This is a genomic window from Vicinamibacterales bacterium (assembly GCA_036496585.1).
Lineage (GTDB): Bacteria > Acidobacteriota > Vicinamibacteria > Vicinamibacterales > 2-12-FULL-66-21 > JAICSD01.
In genome coordinates this window covers 80,624-99,443 of record DASXLB010000004.1, presented here as the reverse complement: position 1 = coordinate 99,443, position 18,820 = coordinate 80,624, and the positions used below count along the sequence as shown (strand labels likewise).

Here is an 18,820-nt window from a genome sequence, read left to right as displayed (position 1 = left end):
GGCCCGGCCAGCCTCGACCTCCGGCCGATGATCTCCGGAGCGAGTGGCTATTGTCGGGCCAGGTCCAGCGGCCCCTCCTATGCTACCCTCCTCGCGTAATTTCGCAGGCATTCAATGGCTATGAAATTTTCTGACGTTACCCCGAATCTCATCGTCACCGACGTCTCGCGGAGCACCGCGTTCTACCGCGACGTGCTGGGGTTTTCGACGGTCACGACCGTGCCCGAAGCGCCGCCCTGGGCGTTTGCCTGGATGCAGCGCGACGGCGTCAGCGTGTTTCTCAACAGCCAGGAGTCGGTGCGCGCGGAGCACGCCGAACTTGGCGGCCGCCCCATCGGCGGCGGCAACACGATCTTCATCGTGCTCGCGGCTGACACCATCGCGGAGGGGGTCGACGCAATGTACGCCGCCGTCAGCGGCCGCGCGCGCGTCGTCATGACGCCGAAGAACCAGTTCTACGGCATGCGCGAGTTCGGTATCGAAGATCCAGATGGCTATGTCATCTTCTTCGCGCAGCAACTAGCGCCGGAGACTTCGTCCAACTCGTAGCCCTACCCCCGGAGCAAATCCGCAATCCGAGCACAGCGACGCGAGCTGCCGCCGGCACGATCCAACAGCGCGAGCGAGCCCCGCGATGCGAGCCCCGCGATGCGGAGCGCAGCGACGCGAGCCTTGCGAGCGAGCCACGCGATGCGAGCCCCTGCGAGCGAGCGCAGCGACGCGAGCCACGCGATCGGAGCGCGCCGACGAAGCGGCGCGCGAGAGCGCGTGCAGGGGAGTCCGAGGGGCGACGCCCCTCGGATAATATTGACCTGGCCTGTCACCCCCGTCTCCGACAATCGCGTTACAATGGCCGCTTCGCTCTCGACTCCGACTCCTGACACCCGCGTGACGTCGCCTCTGTTCGATCTCTCCGTGCTCGACGCCGTCGAGTGGCTGCGCGGTCAGCCGTCCGAATCGATCGACCTGATCGTGACCGATCCGGCCTACGAGTCGCTGGAGAAGCATCGCGCCGTCGGCACGACGACACGGCTGAAGCAGAGCAAGGCGTCGAGCAACAACTGGTTCGCCGTGTTCCCCAACTCGCGCTTCGCGGAGCTGTTCGAGGAAGCCTTCCGCGTGTTGAAGCGCAACACACATCTCTATCTCTATTGCGACGCCGAAACGATGTTCGTCGCCAGGCCCGAGGCGGAGCGGGCAGGGTTCAAGTTCTGGAAGCCGCTCGTGTGGGACAAGAAGACGATCGGCATGGGTTACCACTACCGCGCGCGCTACGAGTTCATCCTCTTCTTCGAGAAGGGCAAGCGGCGCCTGGCCGATCTCGGCATCGCCGACGTCATCGCCGTTCCGCGGATCCATCGCGGCTACCCCGCCGAGAAGCCGCCGGCGGTCTCGGAAGTGCTGGTCACCCAGAGCTCCGCGCCGGGCGAGATCGTCGCCGATCCGTTCATGGGTTCGGGCAGCGTCGGCATTGCGGCGCTACGGCTCGGCCGTCGTTTCGCCGGCACCGACCTCAATCCGGAGGCCGTCCGGCTGACCGCCGACCGCCTCTCGCACTTCGGCAGCGGCCACGCGCCGCAGGGGCTGCCGGAGCCCGAGCCACGGCTGCTCGAGCTCACCGATACGTTGTGACCGGCGCCGACTACGCCAATCTCGTCGGCTCGTACCTGGCAAAGCGGTTCGGCCCGCGCGGGCTGAAGGTCTACCGCGAGGTGCGCGTCGGCAAGTCGATCATCGGCAAGAACCGCTGCATCGACGTGTTCTGTGTCCGTGCCGACGACAGCACGGCGTTCGCGGTCGAATGCAAGTACCAGGAATCGGTCGGCACCGTCGACGAAAAGATTCCCTACGCGCTCGACGATCTCGACGCCCTGCCGATGCAAGGCTGCATCGCCTATGCCGGACGGGGATTCTCCGACGGAGTCCTGCACATGCTCAACGCCTCGCCGCGCGCCGCGTTCTGCCTGCCGATCGAGGGGCAGACGCATTCGTCGATCGACACGCGCGAGCTCGACCATCTCATGGCCGCCCACTTCGGCTGGTGGGACGTGATCGTCGGCCCCAAGGCGCCCATCACATAGGCCGGCTCGCCGGACGTGCAGTCCTCCGGCGACGCGTTGCGCCCCTGCCCGCGGCGCGTTCAGCCGCCGAATCCGTAGCCGACGCCGATCAGGACCCGCCCTGCCCTGCCCGTCGCGAGCGCCTCGTGATCCTCCACCGGATCGCCGATCTGCCTGCCCTGCGACGGCGCGCCGACAAACATTTCAGCCCAGCCGGCCGTGACCGAGATCCCCCTCCATCCATAGCTCGGGCCCACGAAGATCCCGAGCGACGGCGTCAGCACCGCCGCGATGACGATGCCGATGCGTTCGGATCGGCTCGGCTCCGGCCGGCTGCGGTCGTACGGCGCGTGCACCGTGACGCCGGCGAAGGTTGCGCCTCGGCTCAACGGATCGCTCACATACGTGTGGTCCTCGATCTTCGCAGGCGAGGCGCCGGCGGCCTTCCCCGCGAAGACGCCAGCACCAGCGTGCAGGACCAGCCACGTGCGCGGCTGATTATCGAAGGCCGCGGTACCGGTGAGCTGCGTTCCGGCACGGTCGACGAAGTCCGTTTCGGAAATTATTGCCCGTTTGAAAGGCAGGGGCGTGCGGGGCGACACGCTCACGAAGATCGGCGACGTCCGCTCGGGCTGAGCCTGAGGTCCGGCCGCGGGCAGCTTCGGCACGATCGTCGACGCCAGCTTCCCCAACTGGCCCAGGATCGGATTCTGTACCGGCGTCGATGACAGCTGCACGATCACGGTGTCCGACCGCTCGTCGCTGGCGTAGATCCAGGTGGCCGCGTCGACTCCCAGGAGCGTCGTGTGATCGAGCAGGGTGCGCCGCACGGCGTCGTAGAGCAGGTGAACAACGGCCGGTTTGCCGGCGGGCGTCGGCTGCGCCGTGAACAGGAAGACGGCGTATCGGGTCTGCAGGGTGCTGCTGACGTGACAGGTATCGAGCAGCGCGACCACAGTCTGGGTCAGAACGGCAGTTGGCTGCTCGTAATAGGTCCGCCCCACGTCCGCGATGGTCGTCGGCGCGCCGCAGGCCAGAGGAGCCGACAGCGGAACCGGCGTCCGAACGCCGTCGTCGGCGAAGAGGGGCGGCGCGATTGCCAGGACCGCGGCCATGAGCGAGCGCGTGTGCACGGGAAGCTCCGTAGCGGCCCGGCCTGTATGGTGCCGGCGCCTACGGGTATTGGACGGATGCGGCGGCGAAAATCACCGGCTGCCCGATCCGCGGCGGTGCGGCGATCGGATCCGTCGCTCAGCCGACCGTCACCACCATCATCGTGGCGTCGTCGAACAGTTCGCGATGGCCTCGGAAGCTGGAGATCGCCCCTTCGACCTTCGCCAGCACCGCATCGGCGGTGGCGCCGGCCGACTGCGCAACCAGCGATTCCAGCTGCTCGGAGCCGAACATCTCGCCGGCCTCGTTCTCCATCTCGACGCAGCCGTCGGTATAGAAGAAGAGTAGATCGCCGGCGGCGAGCTGGACGTCGCGCGCTTTGTAGCCGCGTCCTGCCAGCATGCCGGCCGGCAGGCCGGTCGACGACATTTTCTCGAGGCGGCCGTCGCCGCGCAGCACGAACTGCGGATTGTGGCCGGCGTTGACGTAGCGCATGCGCCGCGTCACCGGATCGAAGATCGCGATGAACAGGGTGGCGTAGACCGGGCCTGGAGAGCTGGCCTCGATGTCGCGATCGATCGCTTCGGCGATTGCGGAGAGCTCCTGGCCGAGCGCAAAGCGGGTGCGCAGCGACGCCTGGATGTTCGCCATCAGCAGCGCCGCGCCGACGCCCTTGCCGGAGACGTCGCCGACGAGCAGCGCGACGAGCCCCGACTCGAGCTGGAAGTAGTTGAAGAAGTCGCCGCCGACCTCGCGCGCCGGCACCGATACCCCTTTCACCTCCGTGAGGCCGAGGAGCAACGGCCCGCGCGGCAGCATCTCCGACTGGATCAGCCGTCCGAGCTCGAGCTCGCGGCGGATCCGCTCCTGCTCGACGGCGGCGCGCTGGTGCTGTTCGACGTCGGCCGCCATACGGTTGAACGCCTCGGCGAGCCGGCCGATCTCGTCATGCGACTTCACCGGCACGCGCGCCCGGAAGTCCCCCTTCGCGATCCGGCCGACGCCTTCGGTGAGCGACGACAGGTTACGGGTCAGCCGGACCGAGAGCGGAGCGATGCCGACCAGCGCGATCGCGATGAAGAGCAGCCCGAAGCCGGCGTTGCGCGCCGTCGTCCGACGCAGATCATTGAGCAGGTTGCCGACCGGCCGGGCGATGCCGAAGCGCAGTCCCGCGCCTGACTGATCCGGGGCGGTGACGACGATCCAGTTCTCCGTGCGGGTCGTCCCGGTGGTGTCGTGGACGACGTCGAGGCTGGCGAGCCTGGCGCGGTCCGCGTCGGTCGGTGCGTAGAGATGTCCGTCCTTGCCGACGGCAAACGGGATCTCGCCGCTGTCGCGCCGCGTATTCGCGAAGACGGTGGCCAGCAGGTTCGGCAGGTTGATCTCGGCATCGACCTGCTGCACCACCTGCCCGTTCCTTTCCATCTTCACGGCGAGCGAGGTGCCGATCAACGCGCTCTTGCGCGTCATCGGCTTGGCGGCCGGCGCTGAGGGGGCGGAAGGCACCCGCGCGGCAGTTGTGGCGGGCGCCCGAGGGGGCATGGGTGCCGGCAGCGAGGGAGCCGCCGGCACGGCCGCTGGCGGCGGAGCGGGAGGCGTCGGCGACAGGACCCTGCTTGACGGCGCAACGGGCGCCACGGGCAGCGCATTCGCCTCGGCCGCGGCCGTCGCGGCCTCGCGCTGCGCCTCGGCCTTCTTCTGAATCTCGGCGGCGCTGAGCTGAATGCCCTGGACGATCCCCATCAGACGCTGGTTCACTTCGCGGCCGATGCGGGCGCGTTCCTCCGGCGTCATCTGTTCGAACGAGCCGTTAGGCGCCATCTGCCGAAAGAGATCGCGTCGGATCGGCGCGAGGTCGATTTTCAGGTGCGACGGATCCGGAATCGATCCGTCCGGCGTCCCCAGGACCACCGCTTGCGGCACGCCAGGAAGATCGTGCGGCGCCGACGGCAGGCCGGCATCGGGAGGACCGAATCCGCGCCCCCGCCGCCCATCGCCGGATCCCTGCGGACGATCCGGAAACGGCGGACGCTGCACCGTGGTCGTCACGGCGCCCGGCGTGGCGGGCGGCGGCGTTCTCGATGGCAGCGTCGCTCCGGGGCCGGTCGGCGGCGGCCCGGGGAAGCCTCGTCCCCCGCCGCGACCGTTCATTCCGCGCACCTCGACGTTGTTGAGCAGCATCGCCACTTCGCCGAGCTGCGCGGCGACCTGCGCCTCGATCGCGTTCGAATCGGGGACGGCAATCGTCGTCGGCACCGGCGCTGCCGGCGCGGCAGGACTCGCGGGCTTCGCGGCAGGCGAGGCCTTCGCGACTACCCGTCGGGCGGCGGGCTGCGTGGCCCGGCCCGTCGTACCCATCGCGGTCTCGGTGGCCGTGGGCATGTCCATCAGGTGCGCGACGCGCTCGCTGATCTGGTGAGTGACGACCTGCATCCGCTGGGTCAGCTCTCCGGTCAGCATCTCGGTCTCGTGCTGCGCCGCCACCTGCAGCGCGCGTTCGTTGCTGGTATAGGTGTAGAACGTCACTGCCGCCAGCGGCACGACCGAGAGAAAGAAGAATGCGACGATGAGGCGAAGACGCAGGCTCATGCGGATCCTGCTTAGGATACGCCGTAAATCATGGCGTTTCTCTGGCGGCGCTCGAATCGGACGGTGACGGCTGTCTGCCGCGCCGGCCACGCGCAGAAACACGTGGAAGGTCGCGATGCGCGGTCATGCGCGGAGCGAGTCGCGTCGCGACCCGCTCCGCGTCGTGCCACCCGCTGGAATGGTTCACCTCTCGTGCAGACACGTCACGAGGACGTGCCCTTCGAGACGTCGGGTACGTCCTCGCCGAGCGCCGTCGCGAGATCCATCTGGTGCTCCTGTTCCTGGCGGAGGATCTCGCGGATGTCTTCGCCGATGCCGTACTCGCCGAGCGCCTCACACATGCGAACGCGCTCGCGGTAGTGGCGCACGGTGTCGTTCTCGTTGTCGAGATCGAAGCGCAGCATGTCGGTGGCCTTGTCCGACGTTTTCACCGGCTTCGCCTTGGCGGTGATGTCGCCGCCGAGATAGTCGATGTGTTTGGCGATCGTGAGCGCGTGCTTCAGCTCTTCGTGCGCGTGCTTCTCGAGCTCGGCCGCGATGTTCATGTACTCGGCGCCCTTGATCGCCTGCGAGTAGACGACGTAGGCGATGATCGCCTGGTATTCGCGGGAGAGGTCGTCGTTGAGGGCCGTGATCAGTGCGTCGCGCGTCGGCTTCTTCTCATCTGTCATCCGTCCTCCATCAGTCAATCCTTCGATGGTGGCTGACGCGGCGAGCTGTTGGCAAGCTCTTCCATCGCGTCCACTGGTCGAGCTGGTGCAGTTTCCAATCGCGAGAAGGGTCGGCGTTCGCCTGCCAATACCGGTCGCGGCTTGATTAGGGACGGGCTCTGGGACTAACGTGCGCAGCATGATTCTGACGTGGATACGCCGTACGACGTGGCCTCTCGCTCTTATCTGTCTCGCCCTCGCCAGTGTCTTCCCGTGGCACACCGAGGCGGCGGTCTCCCAGGCGCCCAGCGCGCCGATCAGTGCGGATCTCTATTCAGGGTTGCGGTGGCGCAACATCGGTCCGTTCCACGGCGGCCGGATTTCGGCCGTGACGGGCGTGATCGGCGGCCAGCCGGGCACCTTCTACGTCGGCACGCCGCTCGGCGGCGTGTGGAAGACGAGCAGCGCCGGCGTCACGTGGGTGCCGATCGTGGACCAGCTGACGAGCATCGACAGCATCGGCGCAGTCGTCGTCGCGCCGTCCGATCCCAACATCATCTACGTCGGCAGCGGTGACCCGATCGCCGGCGGCAACGGCGACGGCATGTACAAGTCCACCGACGCGGGAAAGACGTGGACGCACATCGGCCTGGAGGCCGCCCGCCGAATCAGCAAGCTCCTGATCGATCCCAGAGATCCGAATCTTGTCGTGGCGGGTGCGGTAGGCGACGGCAACACGGATGAGGCCGGCGGCGTGTATCGCACCACCGACGGGGGCCGCAGCTGGCAGAAGGTGCTGACGCCGACCGGCCCGACCGCGGTGCGCGACCTGGGATACGACTACAGCACGCCGGATCTGATGTTCGCCACCACCCTCGGCACGGGCGGCGCGTTCGGCGGCGGTGGCGGCGGCCGAGCGGCAGCTGCCGCTCCGCCAGTCCCGGCGAAGCTGTTCAAATCAACCGACGAAGGCAAGACGTGGACCGAGGTCACGACCCTGCCGCGTTACAACGGTCGGGTGAGCGTCGCGGTCGCGATGCACACCAACGGCCAGCGCCTCTTCGTCGTCGGCTCTCCCGTCGACAACGGATCCGGGCTCTACCGATCGGACGATGGCGGCGCGACGTGGAAGCACATGGCCGGCAACGACACGCGTGTCGCCAACGGCCAGGGCAACTATCAGTCGGGCGTGTTCCTCGATCCGCAGAATCCCGACATCGTCTACGTGACGAGCATCGCGCTGATGCGTTCCACCGACGGCGGCGTCACCTTCGAGTCGTTCAAGGGCGCGCCCGGCGGCGAGGATTACCACATGATGTGGATCGATCCGACCAACGGGCAGCGGATGCTCCTCGGCGTCGATCAGGGACCGACCGTCACGCTCGACGGCGGCAAGACGTGGAGCCTCTGGTATCCGATTCCGATCGCGCAGATGTACCACGTGTCGACTGACAACCGGTATCCGTACTCGGTCATCGGCGCGCAGCAGGACACCGGCGCGGTGATGACGCGCAGCCGCGGCGACTGGGGACAGGTCAACTTCACGGATTGGTCGCCGGTCCCGTCTTCCGAGTTCGGCACGCTGACGGCCGACCCGCTGCATCCCGAGATCATCTACGGCGTCGGCTACGGGCCCGGCGGCGGCGGCAGCGGCATGGTCAAGATCAACATGGCGACGGCCCAGTGGCAGAACGTGGCGCCCAACTTCGGCGCCGCCGCCCAGAAGTACCGCCAGGTCCGCGATTTCTGGAAGAAGTTCGATCCGTTTGATCAGACGGCGCTCTATGTCGGCTATCAGTGCCTGCTCGTCACACGCGACGGCGCGAAGACGTGGAAGGCTGTCAGCCCGGATCTGACGATCGCCAAAGATCAGAAGCCGGTCGCCTGCGGGGCGCCGCCTCCACCGGCGGCGCCGACGGGCGCCGCGGCTGGCGCTCCCGCGGCTGGCGGCGGACGCGGCGGCGGTCCGGCGATCACGGACTTCGTGCTCTCGACGGCGAAGAAAGGCGCCGTGTGGACAGTCAGCAGCAACGGACAGATCAACACGACCGTCGATGCCGGTCTGCACTGGACCAACGTGAGCAACATCGGCGAGGCCGCCAACGTGACCTTCAACACGATCGACGGCGCCCATCACGACGTCGGCACGGCCTACGTATCCGGCCGTCTCACCGCCGGCCGCGGCGCACCGGAAGGGGTCGACACCAACGTCCCGCTCGTGTGGCGGACGCACGACGCCGGCAAGACGTGGGCGAAGATCGTCGGCGGCCTGCCGAGCGACGAGCGTACCGGCAGCTGGGTCAACGTCGTCCGCGAGGATCCGAAGCAGAAGGGCCTGCTCTTCTGCGGCACCGAGACGACGGTCTACGTGTCGTTCGACGATGGCGATCACTGGCAGTCGCTGCGTCAGAACCTGCCGAGCTCGTCGGTCAGGGATCTGGTCTTCCACACCGACGACCACATGAACGACATCGTCGTGGCCACCTACGGCCGCGGCTTCTGGGTGCTCGACGACATGACGCCGCTCCGCGAAATCGCGGCGAAGAGCGCGGACATCGCCGCGGCTCCGGCGTATCTCTTCAAGCCGGGCGACGCCATCCGCGCCCGTCTCAACGCGAACTGGGATCAGCCGATGACGATCCAGATGCCGCACGTGCCGAATCCGCCCTACGGCGCCATCATTTATTACCACCTGAGCCAGCCGCCGTCCGGTGAGATGACGCTGCAGGTGTTCGACGCGGCGGGCGGCCTGGTGCGGACGATCACGAGCACCCCGCCGCCGGCGATCACGGGAGCGATCTTTCCCAACTACTGGCTGATGACGCCCGCCTCGCGGGCCCTGCCAACTGCCGCCGGCACCAATCGCACCAATTGGGATCTGCAATACGACGATCCGCCGGCGTTCACGCACGATCTCGAGGACGAGATGAACATGGTCGACGGCATGACGACGCCGGGCCCGCATGGCCCGCAAGTACCGCCCGGCACCTACACGCTGAAGCTCACCGTCGACGGCAAGGTCTACACCCAGACCGTCGTCGTCCACAACGATCCGCGCGCCGGCGAGAGCGCCGCGACGCTCGCCGCGCTCAAGTCGCAGCACAAGCTGACGCTGCTTGCATACCAGGCGATGAAGGACAGCTACGCAGCGAACGACGAGGTGAAGGCTGTTCGCGAGCAGGTCGCGGCGCTGGCGAGCCAGGGCGGAGACGCTGGCGCGAAGGCGAAGGAGATCGACACGAAGCTCGCGGCGTTTGGCGGCAGCGTGCCGGCTGGCGGACGCGGTGGCGGCGGCCGCGGCGGCCAGGCGCCCGGCGGGATGCAGTCGTTTGTCTCGCTCAACGCCAGTCTCGGCACGATCGTCAGCATGATGCAGGTCGGCCTCGACATGGCGCCGACGCCGGCGCAGATCGAGACCTGGGAGAGCGACTGCAAGAACTACAACACGACGGTCGCCGCGTGGAAGAAGCTGCAGACCGATGATCTGACGGCGTTCAACGCAGATCTGGCAAAAGCGAACGCCAAGCCGCTGTCGCTGGCGCCGACGAAGGTGTCGCCGGCGGTGTGCACGTTCGCGACGCCGTCAGCGCCGGCGACCGCGAAGCGGTAATGCGAGCTCGCTGACATTCCTCCGATTCGACAGACGGGGACAAAAACAGAAGGCCGGCGTTGAGCCGGCCTTCTGTTTCAAGACGTAAGAAATTCGCGGAGAGACTCGGTCAGGCGCAGCCGCTCGTCGTGCCGCAGTTCGAGCACTTGTAGCAGGCGCCGCTGCGCACCATGATCGACCCGCAGGTCGAGCACGGCGGCGCGTCTTCCTGATTGACGATCGCGGCGAACGACGACCGGGAAGGCGTCGAAGGGCTCGGCAAAGCGACGCTGGCCTTCACGTCGAGCGGCAGCTGCTCCGGCGTCGAGACGACGACCTCGTCGCGGTTGTTCACGCCGGCGCGAAACTGCGCCTCGGGCGACAGGAATTTCGCCGCCATCCAGCGGAAGATGTAGTCGACGATCGACTTGGCGAAGCGGACGTCGGGGTTGCGGGTCATCCCCGACGGCTCGAAGCGGACGTGGCTGAACTTGTCGACCAGGTCCTGGAGCGGCACCCCGTACTGGAGGGCGTAGCTGATCGCCTGGGCGAACGCGTCGGCGAAGCCGCTGATCGTCGACCCTTCCTTCGCCATCACGATGAACAGCTCGCCCGGCATGCCGTCCTCGTAGAGGCCGACGGTGATGTAGCCCTCGTGGCCGGCGATGTCGAACTTGTGGGTGAAGGCGTGCCGCTCGTCCGGCAGCTTGTGACGGCGCGGGCCGGCGTCGACGGCGGCGGCGCCCTGCGCCACGACCCCGGCGTTGAGGATCGCCTGCTTCGAGGTGTTGAGCGGCTGCGTGCGCTTGCTGCCGTCGCGGTAGATCGACACCGCCTTGGCGCCGATGCGCCACGAGTCGATGTAGGCCTGCTGGATGTCGGCGACGGTCGCGTCCTTCGGCACGTTGACGGTCTTGCTGATCGCCCCTGACAGGAACGGCTGGGTCGCCCCCATCATCTTGATGTGGCCCATGTAGTGGATCGATCGCGATCCGCGCATCGGCTTGAAGGCGCAGTCGAACACCGCCAGGTGCGGCTGCTTGATGTGCGGCGCCCCCTCGATGGTCTCGTGCTCGTCGATGTAGTTGATGACGTCGGTGATCTGCGGCTGCGTGTAGCCGAGCTTCTTGAGCGCCATCGGCACGGTGGTGTTGACGATCTTCATCATCCCGCCGCCGACCAGCTTCTTGTACTTGACGAGCGCGATGTCCGGCTCGACGCCGGTGGTGTCGCAGTCCATCATGAAGCCGATTGTCCCGGTCGGCGCCAGCACGGTGGCCTGGGCGTTTCTGAACCCGTGCTGCTCGCCCATCTCGATCACTTCGTCCCAGACGTTTCTGGCCGACTCCATCAGGTCCTTGGGGACGTTGGTCTTGTCGATGTCCTTGAGCGCGGCGCGGTGCTTCCGCATGACGCGCAGCATCGGGTCCCTGTTCTTGTCGTAGCCGGCGAACGTACCGCCGTGGTCGCGCGCGATCCGCGAGCTCTCGGCGTAGGCGGCGCCGTGCATCAGCGCGGTGATCGCCGCCGCGTAGTCGCGGCCGCCGTCGCTGTCATAGGGCACGCCGCGCGACATCAGCAGCGCGCCGAGATTGGCGTAGCCCAGGCCCAGCGGCCGGTAGGCATGCGAGTTCTTCTCGATCGCCGGCGTCGGATACGACGCGTTGTCGACCAGGATCTCCTGCGCCAGGATCATCGTCCGGCAGGCGCGCTCGAACGCCACGGTGTCGAACTCGCCGGCATCCTTGCCGTCGCCCTCCGGCTTGACGAACTTCATCAGGTTGATCGACGAGAGATTGCACGCCGTGTCGTCGAGGAACATGTACTCCGAGCACGGGTTGCTGGCGTTGATGCGCGCCGTGTTCGGGCTGGTGTGCCAGTCGTTGATCGTCGTGTCGAACTGCATGCCGGGGTCGCCGCAGACCCACGTGCCCTCGGCAATCATCCGCATCAGGTCGCGCGCCTTGTAGGTCTCGACCGGCTGGCCGCTGGTCACCGCGCGCGTCGTCCACTCGCCGTCGTCGAGCACCGCGCGCATGAACTCGTCGGTGACCCGCACCGAGTTGTTCGAGTTCTGGAAGAACACCGAACCGTAGGCGACGCCGGTGAACGACCCGTCATAGCCCGCGTCGATGAGCGCCCAGGCCTTCTTCTCCTCCTCGACCTTGCAGTTGATGAACTCGACGATGTCGGGGTGCTCGGCGTTGAGGATGACCATCTTCGCCGCGCGGCGCGTCTTGCCGCCCGACTTGATCACCCCGGCGAACGCGTCGAAGCCCTTCATGAACGACACCGGCCCAGACGCCGTGCCGCCGCCGGCGAGCAATTCCTTCGAGGATCGGATGTTCGACAGGTTGGAGCCGGTGCCCGAGCCGAACTTGAAGAGCATCCCCTCGGTCTTGGCGAGCCCGAGGATCGATTCCATCGTGTCCTGCACGGCATTGATGAAGCAGGCGGAGCACTGCGGCGCCTTCTCGAACCCGACGTTGAACCAGACCGGCGAGTTGAACGCCGCCTTCTGGTAGACCAGCAGGTGCCTCAGGTCGGCCGAAAACGCCTGCAGGTCGTCGTCGCTCGCGAAGTACTGCTGCTGCTCGGCCCAGCGGGTGATCGTATCGACGACGCGACCGATGAGCTGCTTGACGCTGCGCTCGCGCTCGGGCGTCCCGAGCTGGCCGCGGAAATACTTCGAGACCACGATGTTGGTTGCCTGCTGCGACCACGACTTCGGGATCTCGACGTCGCGCTGCTCGAAGACGACTTCCCCTTTTTCCGAGCCGATCACCGCCGCGCGGAGGTCCCACTCGATCTCGTCGAACGGATCGATGCCTTCACGCGAGAAGAAACGCTCGTACTCCAGGCCGGGAATGCTGTCAGGAAGGTGGCTCGAAGGGGTCTGCGCCTCACCGGACGCGCTCCGGCCTGCCTGTTCCGTACGTGCCATGATCATCCTCCGCCAACGCTGGCCTACACCCGTGCCCCACGGGGTGGCCCCGACCGCAAAATGTTTTGGAAACAACCGTCAGACCGGCGCGTGCTGAGGGCTGGGAAACCCCCTCCCCGTTCCGTCGGCTGGCGAGCCAATATGGACCTTGTTTACCTGGCTGTCAAGCCCCGGATCCACTACATATTGTGCCTTTTTGGATCACACAACGCAATAGATGGCGGAATGCACAGTTTGGCGCAGGGTTCTTTCAGGCGACCTATTTTGTAAGGTAAGGCCGCCCCGAGATCACTTCCCGGCAAGCTCCCGAGCCAGGGCTTCCGCCTTCTCGGCGACGCTCTGCGCGAACACGACGTTGCCCGCCTTGAGCGCATCTTCGGCCTGCTGGGCGAACGTCCGCGCGTCTTCGTACGCCTTCTGGCGGGCCTTGTTCAGCCGGCCGTAGTCCACGTTGCTGAGCACGCCGCGGGTGCGATCGATCGTCGCGCGCACGGTGGCCTCGGCGCCGTTGCTCTCTGGGGTCCGGAGCTGGGGTGCCGGAGCGACGGGCGCTGGCGCCGGCAGCGGCGTCTCGGGTGCCGCGCCCTGGTCGGCCGGTTTCGCGGCATCCCCGGGCTTCGCCTCGGGCTTCTCAGCCGCAATCGGCGGCCTCGCCGTGGTCTCGCGGGCGCCACGGGTCGTGCCGCGGGTCGCCGGCGGCACGGCCGGAGCGGGAAGCTCGCCGACCGGTTCGACGATCGGCTCGGGAGGGATCGGGACGACATGTGCGGGGGGCGGCGGCACGTCCAGCGCCGGCGCATCGTCTTTTCCCTTGGCGTTCGCCGAGGCACACGCCGCCGCCATGGCGGCAATCAGGATTGCGGCGGCGGCCGGCAGCAGCGACTTCATCGAATGCGCCTTGTGATCCTAGCCTACGCCTGCGGGAAGATCAGCCTGAATCGGGTGCCGCTGCCAGGCGTCGACTGCACCTCGACCTCGCCATCGTGCAGCTGCACGATGCGGTAGACCATCGACAGGCCGATGCCGCTTCCGCGCTCCTTGGTCGTGAAGTACAAATCGAAGATCTTCTCGAGGTGATCCCGGGGGATGCCGACGCCGGTGTCTTCGACGTCGATCTCGACGCGCCGGCGGGCGACGGCGCGGCAGCCGATGCGCACCGTGCCGCCGTTGGGCATCGCCTGGCAGGCGTTCAGCGCCAGATTGAGGAGCGCCTGCCGCAGCATGGCGGGATCGGCGTTGATCGGCGGCAGGTCCGGCGGGCACTCGTGCCTGATCGTCACCTTGGCCTGCTCCGCCTCGGGCGTGACGGTCGTCACCACCTCGGACACGATGGCGGCGAGGCCGGTCGGCTGCAGCTTCAGTTCGTCCGGGCGCGCGAACCGCAGGAACCCGTTGAGCACCTGATCGAGGCGCTGAATCTCCTTGCCGATGACCTCGACGTGGCGCCCGATATCGGTGGTCCGCTGCGCCGTGCCGGCGGCCAGCCCAGGCGCCGGCGATCCCGAGACGGCGGCCGCCGCGATCGGCAGGCGCGACAGCTTGTTCTTCAGCAGCTCGAGATGAATCGTCATCGCGTTGAGCGGGTTCTTCACCTCGTGCGCCACGCCCGCCATCAGGCGGCCGAGCGCCGCCAGCTTCCGCGAGTAGTTCAGCGTCGAGTGCATCTGCGTCATGAACGCCAGGTTGCGCGCCACCAGCATCGCCCCGAGGAACTTGCCGTGCCCGTCGTCGATCGGATGGGTGATGAGCATCAGTTCGCTCGACTCGTGGGGGTGGGCGGTGGTCGGTCCCTGCGGCTGCCGAGACGCGAGCGTGCGGTCGACCATCGCGCGCACGGCCTGATCCTCCGCGAAGTCGGGCAGCACGCTGTTCATCGCCGGGTTGCAGAACATCAGGCGCCCTTCCGGGCTGAACAGCGCGACCGCGTCTTCGAGGTTCTCGACGATCGATTCGAATTCGGTCGGCTGGGTCAGCGAGCGGGCGCGCGACTCGGAGAGCTGCGCGCGGACCGCGGCGAACGAGCTGCCGAGGTCCTTGAACTCCGCTTCCGGCAGGTCGAGCCGGACGTCGAGCTCGCCGCGGCCCAGCCGGGTGAGGCCGCTCTGGATGACGTGGATCGGCCGCAGCATCCACTGCGCCAGCAGCATCGCGACCAGCGTCGACAGGATGAGCGCGTAGAGCACGCTCTGCAGCGCCAGGCTGAACGCCTTCTGCAGCTCGCTCTTGACGAGCAGCGTCGAGATGCCGATCCGGATGGTGCCGAACTGCTTGTCGCCGAACAGCAGCGGCTGGTCGGCCTCGTAGGTGCTGTCGGAGAAATAGACGGCGCGCAGCAGCCCGAGGGCGTTCTGGTTGAGCACCGTGCGGATGTCATCCTGCGGCGGCAGCGGCTTGCCTTCCTCGGACACGAGGTTGTGCGCGACCGCGATCCCCTGCGTGTTGGTGATCGCCGCATAGGTGACGTTGTGGGAGTAGGCGAAGCTCGAATCGAGCAGCGAGCGGATGCCGCCGTCGTGCTGCAGCGCCGCATACGGATCCGCCGCTCCAGGCACGACCTCGCGGGCCCGCTGGTAGATCGCCTGCTTCAGCAGCTCGCCGCGCGACGCGCTTTCCTGGAGACTGAGCTGGGCCAGCGTCGACAGATGATAGGCCGACAGCGCGGCCACGATGACCACGACCAGCGTCGTGACGCCCGCGACCTGCCGCGACTTGATCGACAACCTACTCTCCCGGCTCCGTTCTCCTCCCCGCTGCCTCGTCGCGCATCCGGTTCAACTTGTTGTGCAGGGTCTTGAGGGAGATGCCGAGGATCTCGGCGGCGCGCGTCTTGTTGTTGCGGGTGTGATCGAGCGTCAGCAGGATCAGCCGCCGCTCCGCCTCGTCGACGGTCGTCCCCGGCGTCAGGGTCATCGTCGGCAGCGTCTCCTCGCCGCGCGTCACCAGCAGCGGCGGCAGGTGGCGGACGCCGATGAAGTCCCCCTCGGCGAGAATCGTGGCGCGTTCGATCACGTTGCGCAACTCGCGGATGTTGCCCGGCCAGGGATACTGCTCGAGGATCTGCATCGATTCGGCGTCGACCGCCTTGACCGCCTTGTTGTTGACGCCGTTGAACTCGTTGAGGAACCGCTGGATGAGCAGCGGCACGTCCTCGCGCCGGTCGCGCAGCGGCGGCAGCTCGATCGCGAACACGTTGAGCCGGTAGTAGAGATCCTCGCGCAGCTTGCCCGTGCGGACGGCCTCGGTCGGATTGGCGTTGGTCGCGGCGATCACCCGCACGTCGACCGACTGCTCCTGGCGGCCGCCGAGCCGCCGGAAGGTCCGCTCCTGCAGCACGCGCAGCAGTTTGACCTGCGTCGCCGGCTGCATCTCGGCGATCTCGTCGAGGAACAGCGTGCCGCGGTGCGCCAGCTCGAAGACGCCGGTACGGCGATCGTGGGCGCCGGTGAACGCCCCCTTTTCGTGGCCGAAGATCTCGCTCTCGAGCAGCGTTTCGGGAATCGCCGCGCAGTTGATCCCCACGAACGGAAACGACGAGCGCGGGCTCAGCTCGTGGATCGTCTGCGCCACCAGCTCCTTGCCCGTGCCCGACTCCCCCCAGATCAGCACCGAGGCCGCGGTCGGCGCGGCCTGCTCGATCGTGCGGTAGACGCTGCGGATCGTCTGGCTGCTGCCGATGATGCGGCCGAAGCTGCCCTGCTCGCGCAGCTGCCGGCGCAGCAGTTTCACCTCGCGCAGCGTTTCCTGGCGCTCGACCGCCTTGGACAGCAGGATGCGCAGCCGGGCCGGATCGACCGGCTTGCTCAGGTAGTCGTAAGCGCCTTCCTTAATCGCCTCGACCGCGGTCTCGACCGTCCCCTGCGCGGTGAGCAGGATGATCGTCAGATCGGACAGCTGATCCTTGAGCAGGCGCAGCAGCTCGAGGCCCCCCATCCGCGGCATGACGAGATCCGACACGATGATCGCCGGCCGGAAGGACGACATCTTCTGAATGGCCTCTTCGCCGTTGGCCGCCTCGTCGGTCTGGTAGCCCCACGCGCCGACGAGCTCGGTGAGGCCGACCCGGGTCGCCGGATCGTCCTCGACAATCAGGACGCGCTCGGCCACGGCAGGGGGCGTTTCTGTCAGTGTCGCCACAATTGTTGAGTGTATCCGGAACGGCAGGAAGACAGCCAGCTGGAACGGGCGCGCCCGAAGCTGGGCCGTAGGCTGGCAGGGGGGTTGCTTCTCAGCCGTACAGGCGCGCGGGGCCGGCACCCAGCCTCACGCGATGAGCCAAGGGAGAGGCCATGAGAATGATGATTGCCGTTACGGGGTTCGCCCTGGCGGTCGCCTGTTCGAATCCGTCGGCGGCCGCCCTGAATCGTTCGGCCGCTTCGTCCCCCGACTCGACCGGACCGGTCGCCACGCCGGCCGACGTATCTGCAGCGCCCGCGCCGCCGGCAGGTGGGAGCCGCGAAATTCTGCTGCCCGCCGGCACGCTCCTGCCGATCAGACTCGAGACGTCAGTGGGCTCCGATATCAGCCGCGTCGAACAGCCGGTGGAGGGCCGTCTTCGACGCGCCCTGATCGTGCACGGCGTGGAAGTGCTGCCCGCAGGAACGATCGTGAAGGGACACGTCACCGCCGTCCGCCGGCCCGGCAAGGTACAGGGGCGGGGTTACGTCGCCATGCGGTTCACCGAGGTCGACACGCGAGGCTCCGGCCTCGAGCACATCACCACCGCGGCGGTCTCGCGCACCGCTCCGACGACGCGGCAGAAGGACGCGGTCGAAATCCTCGGCCCCGCCGCAGCAGGCGCGGTGATCGGACGTCTCGCCGGCGGCAAGGGAGCCGCCGCTACGGGCGCCCTGATCGGCGGAGCCGCCGGCACCGGCTATGTGCTCTCGACGCGCGGCAAGGACGTGCGGGTCGGAAAAGGCACACCGTTGTCGGTGAAGCTGACCCGGAGTGTAGACATCAGAGCCGAGGCAATCAGGTAAGAATCATCGGCCCAGAGACCGGTTCGCAGTCGGCACTCGGCAGTCATCGCTAGCGGTGACTGCCGACTGCCTTCTGCCTGTCTTCCCATACACTGCGTCTGTGATCGAGCTGCCGCCAGCGACAGTGCCACCGGCACTGCCGCCTGCCCCATTGCCGGCCATGGCCCGCGTCGCGGCGGCCTTCGAGGTCTTGCTCTGCTCCGGCCTGCCGACGCAGATCGCGATCATCGCCCTGCTCGGCTCGGCCGGCGTCCATCCGCGGACCGCTGGCGGCACGCTGTCGCCACGGTTCATCTTTTCGCTGACGCTCCTCGACACGGTGCTCGTCGTGTCGCTCGTCGCGCTGTTCCTGCGCTCGAGCGGCGAGTCGTGGCGAGCCCAGCTCTTTGCGTCGCCGTCGCCGCGGCGGGACGTGCTGCTCGGTATCGCACTCGTTCCCGCCTCGTTTGCGATCGTCGCGATCGTCCTCACGATCGTCCAGGTGGTCGCGCCGTCGCTTCGCAACGTGCCGCACAACCCGATGGCGGATCTGGTACGGACGCGGCTGCAGGCCGTGGCCTTCGCGTTCGTCGTGACGATCGCCGGCGGGGTGCGCGAGGAAATCCAGCGCGGCTTCGTGCTGCGGCGTTTCGAGCAGTATCTCGGCGGCGGCACCGTCGGGCTGGTGGCGTTCAGCCTCCTCTTCGGCCTCGGCCATCTCGAGCAGGGACGCGACGTCGCGCTGGCCACCAGCGTCCTCGGCGCCTTCTGGGGAGCCATCTTCCTGCGGCGGCGATCGATTCTCGGCCCGATGATCGGCCACGCCGGCTTCGACCTGGCCCAGATCGCGAACTTCCTGACGATGACCTGAGCGGTGGTGACGTCGCGACCCTGGCGTTCGCCATAGAATGAGCGGA

Annotated in this window: 13 protein-coding genes; 6 read left to right on the top strand and 7 right to left on the bottom strand. The window is 67.5% G+C overall.

The genetic code is table 11. The features are described 5' to 3' along the window. The first annotated feature begins 120 nt into the window (after positions 1-120). From VGI12_00970 to VGI12_00960, 3 genes are all read left to right on the top strand, one after another. The gene (locus VGI12_00970) at positions 121-549 is read left to right on the top strand and encodes a VOC family protein (protein ID HEY2431213.1); all 429 of its coding nucleotides are present in this window, start codon (positions 121-123) and stop codon (positions 547-549) included. 339 nt (positions 550-888) lie between these two features. Continuing rightward, a complete protein-coding gene (locus tag VGI12_00965; GenBank protein ID HEY2431212.1) occupies positions 889-1,632 on the top strand; it encodes a site-specific DNA-methyltransferase in 744 nt (247 codons plus the stop codon). Continuing rightward, a complete protein-coding gene (locus VGI12_00960) occupies positions 1,629-2,081 on the top strand; it encodes a PD-(D/E)XK nuclease superfamily protein (protein HEY2431211.1) in 453 nt (150 codons plus the stop codon). The genes VGI12_00965 and VGI12_00960 overlap by 4 nt, the downstream gene beginning before the upstream one ends. Before the next feature lie 59 nt (positions 2,082-2,140). Here VGI12_00960 and VGI12_00955 read toward each other — a convergent pair whose 3' ends face one another. The 3 genes from VGI12_00955 to VGI12_00945 all read right to left on the bottom strand — a co-directional run bounded on the left by VGI12_00955 (position 2,141) and on the right by VGI12_00945 (position 6,433). After that, positions 2,141-3,193 carry a hypothetical protein gene (locus VGI12_00955; GenBank protein ID HEY2431210.1) on the bottom strand — a complete coding sequence of 351 codons (1,053 nt, stop codon included), beginning with the start codon at positions 3,191-3,193 and terminating at the stop codon, positions 2,141-2,143. A gap of 118 nt (positions 3,194-3,311) precedes the next feature. Beyond that, the gene (locus tag VGI12_00950) at positions 3,312-5,762 is read right to left on the bottom strand and encodes a SpoIIE family protein phosphatase (GenBank protein HEY2431209.1); all 2,451 of its coding nucleotides are present in this window, start codon (positions 5,760-5,762) and stop codon (positions 3,312-3,314) included. Positions 5,763-5,965: 203 nt separating this feature from the next. After that, entirely contained in the window at positions 5,966-6,433 is a 468-nt protein-coding gene (locus tag VGI12_00945) for a ferritin-like domain-containing protein (protein ID HEY2431208.1), read from the bottom strand. 169 nt (positions 6,434-6,602) lie between these two features. Here VGI12_00945 and VGI12_00940 point away from each other — a divergent pair, with 169 nt between their 5' ends. Next, the gene (locus tag VGI12_00940) at positions 6,603-10,022 is read left to right on the top strand and encodes a hypothetical protein (protein ID HEY2431207.1); all 3,420 of its coding nucleotides are present in this window, start codon (positions 6,603-6,605) and stop codon (positions 10,020-10,022) included. Positions 10,023-10,131: 109 nt separating this feature from the next. On the opposite strand, the gene VGI12_00935 is transcribed toward VGI12_00940, so the two are convergent. The 4 genes from VGI12_00935 to VGI12_00920 all read right to left on the bottom strand — a co-directional run bounded on the left by VGI12_00935 (position 10,132) and on the right by VGI12_00920 (position 17,079). After that, the gene (locus tag VGI12_00935; protein ID HEY2431206.1) at positions 10,132-12,945 is read right to left on the bottom strand and encodes a vitamin B12-dependent ribonucleotide reductase; all 2,814 of its coding nucleotides are present in this window, start codon (positions 12,943-12,945) and stop codon (positions 10,132-10,134) included. Between the two features lie 288 nt (positions 12,946-13,233). Beyond that, complete coding sequence (locus VGI12_00930; GenBank protein HEY2431205.1) at positions 13,234-13,833, bottom strand: hypothetical protein; 600 nt, start codon at positions 13,831-13,833, stop codon at positions 13,234-13,236. A 23-nt stretch (positions 13,834-13,856) separates the two neighbouring features. Next, positions 13,857-15,665 (bottom strand): ATP-binding protein, encoded by a 1,809-nt coding sequence (locus VGI12_00925; protein HEY2431204.1) that lies wholly within the window; start codon positions 15,663-15,665, stop codon positions 13,857-13,859. A gap of 1 nt (position 15,666) precedes the next feature. After that, a complete protein-coding gene (locus VGI12_00920) occupies positions 15,667-17,079 on the bottom strand; it encodes a sigma-54 dependent transcriptional regulator (GenBank protein HEY2431203.1) in 1,413 nt (470 codons plus the stop codon). A 152-nt stretch (positions 17,080-17,231) separates the two neighbouring features. Here VGI12_00920 and VGI12_00915 point away from each other — a divergent pair, with 152 nt between their 5' ends. Together VGI12_00915 and VGI12_00910 are read left to right on the top strand one after the other, a co-directional pair. After that, positions 17,232-17,924 (top strand): hypothetical protein, encoded by a 693-nt coding sequence (locus VGI12_00915; GenBank protein HEY2431202.1) that lies wholly within the window; start codon positions 17,232-17,234, stop codon positions 17,922-17,924. Between the two features lie 160 nt (positions 17,925-18,084). Continuing rightward, positions 18,085-18,774, top strand: a complete 690-nt coding sequence (locus tag VGI12_00910) for a type II CAAX endopeptidase family protein (GenBank protein HEY2431201.1) — start codon at positions 18,085-18,087, stop codon at positions 18,772-18,774. Positions 18,775-18,820: the final 46 nt, after the last annotated feature.

What these genes read in the sequence shown, in the direction of transcription:
- VGI12_00970 (HEY2431213.1), top strand. Translation starts at nt 121, where the DNA reads ATGAAATTTTCTGACGTTACCCCGAATCTCATCGTCACCGACGTCTCG.
- VGI12_00950 (HEY2431209.1), bottom strand. Translation starts at nt 5,762, where the DNA reads ATGAGCCTGCGTCTTCGCCTCATCGTCGCATTCTTCTTTCTCTCGGTC.
- VGI12_00945 (HEY2431208.1), bottom strand. Translation starts at nt 6,433, where the DNA reads ATGACAGATGAGAAGAAGCCGACGCGCGACGCACTGATCACGGCCCTC.
- VGI12_00935 (HEY2431206.1), bottom strand. Translation starts at nt 12,945, where the DNA reads ATGGCACGTACGGAACAGGCAGGCCGGAGCGCGTCCGGTGAGGCGCAG.
- VGI12_00930 (HEY2431205.1), bottom strand. Translation starts at nt 13,833, where the DNA reads ATGAAGTCGCTGCTGCCGGCCGCCGCCGCAATCCTGATTGCCGCCATG.
- VGI12_00915 (HEY2431202.1), top strand. Translation starts at nt 17,232, where the DNA reads ATGAGAATGATGATTGCCGTTACGGGGTTCGCCCTGGCGGTCGCCTGT.
- VGI12_00910 (HEY2431201.1), top strand. Translation starts at nt 18,085, where the DNA reads ATGGCCCGCGTCGCGGCGGCCTTCGAGGTCTTGCTCTGCTCCGGCCTG.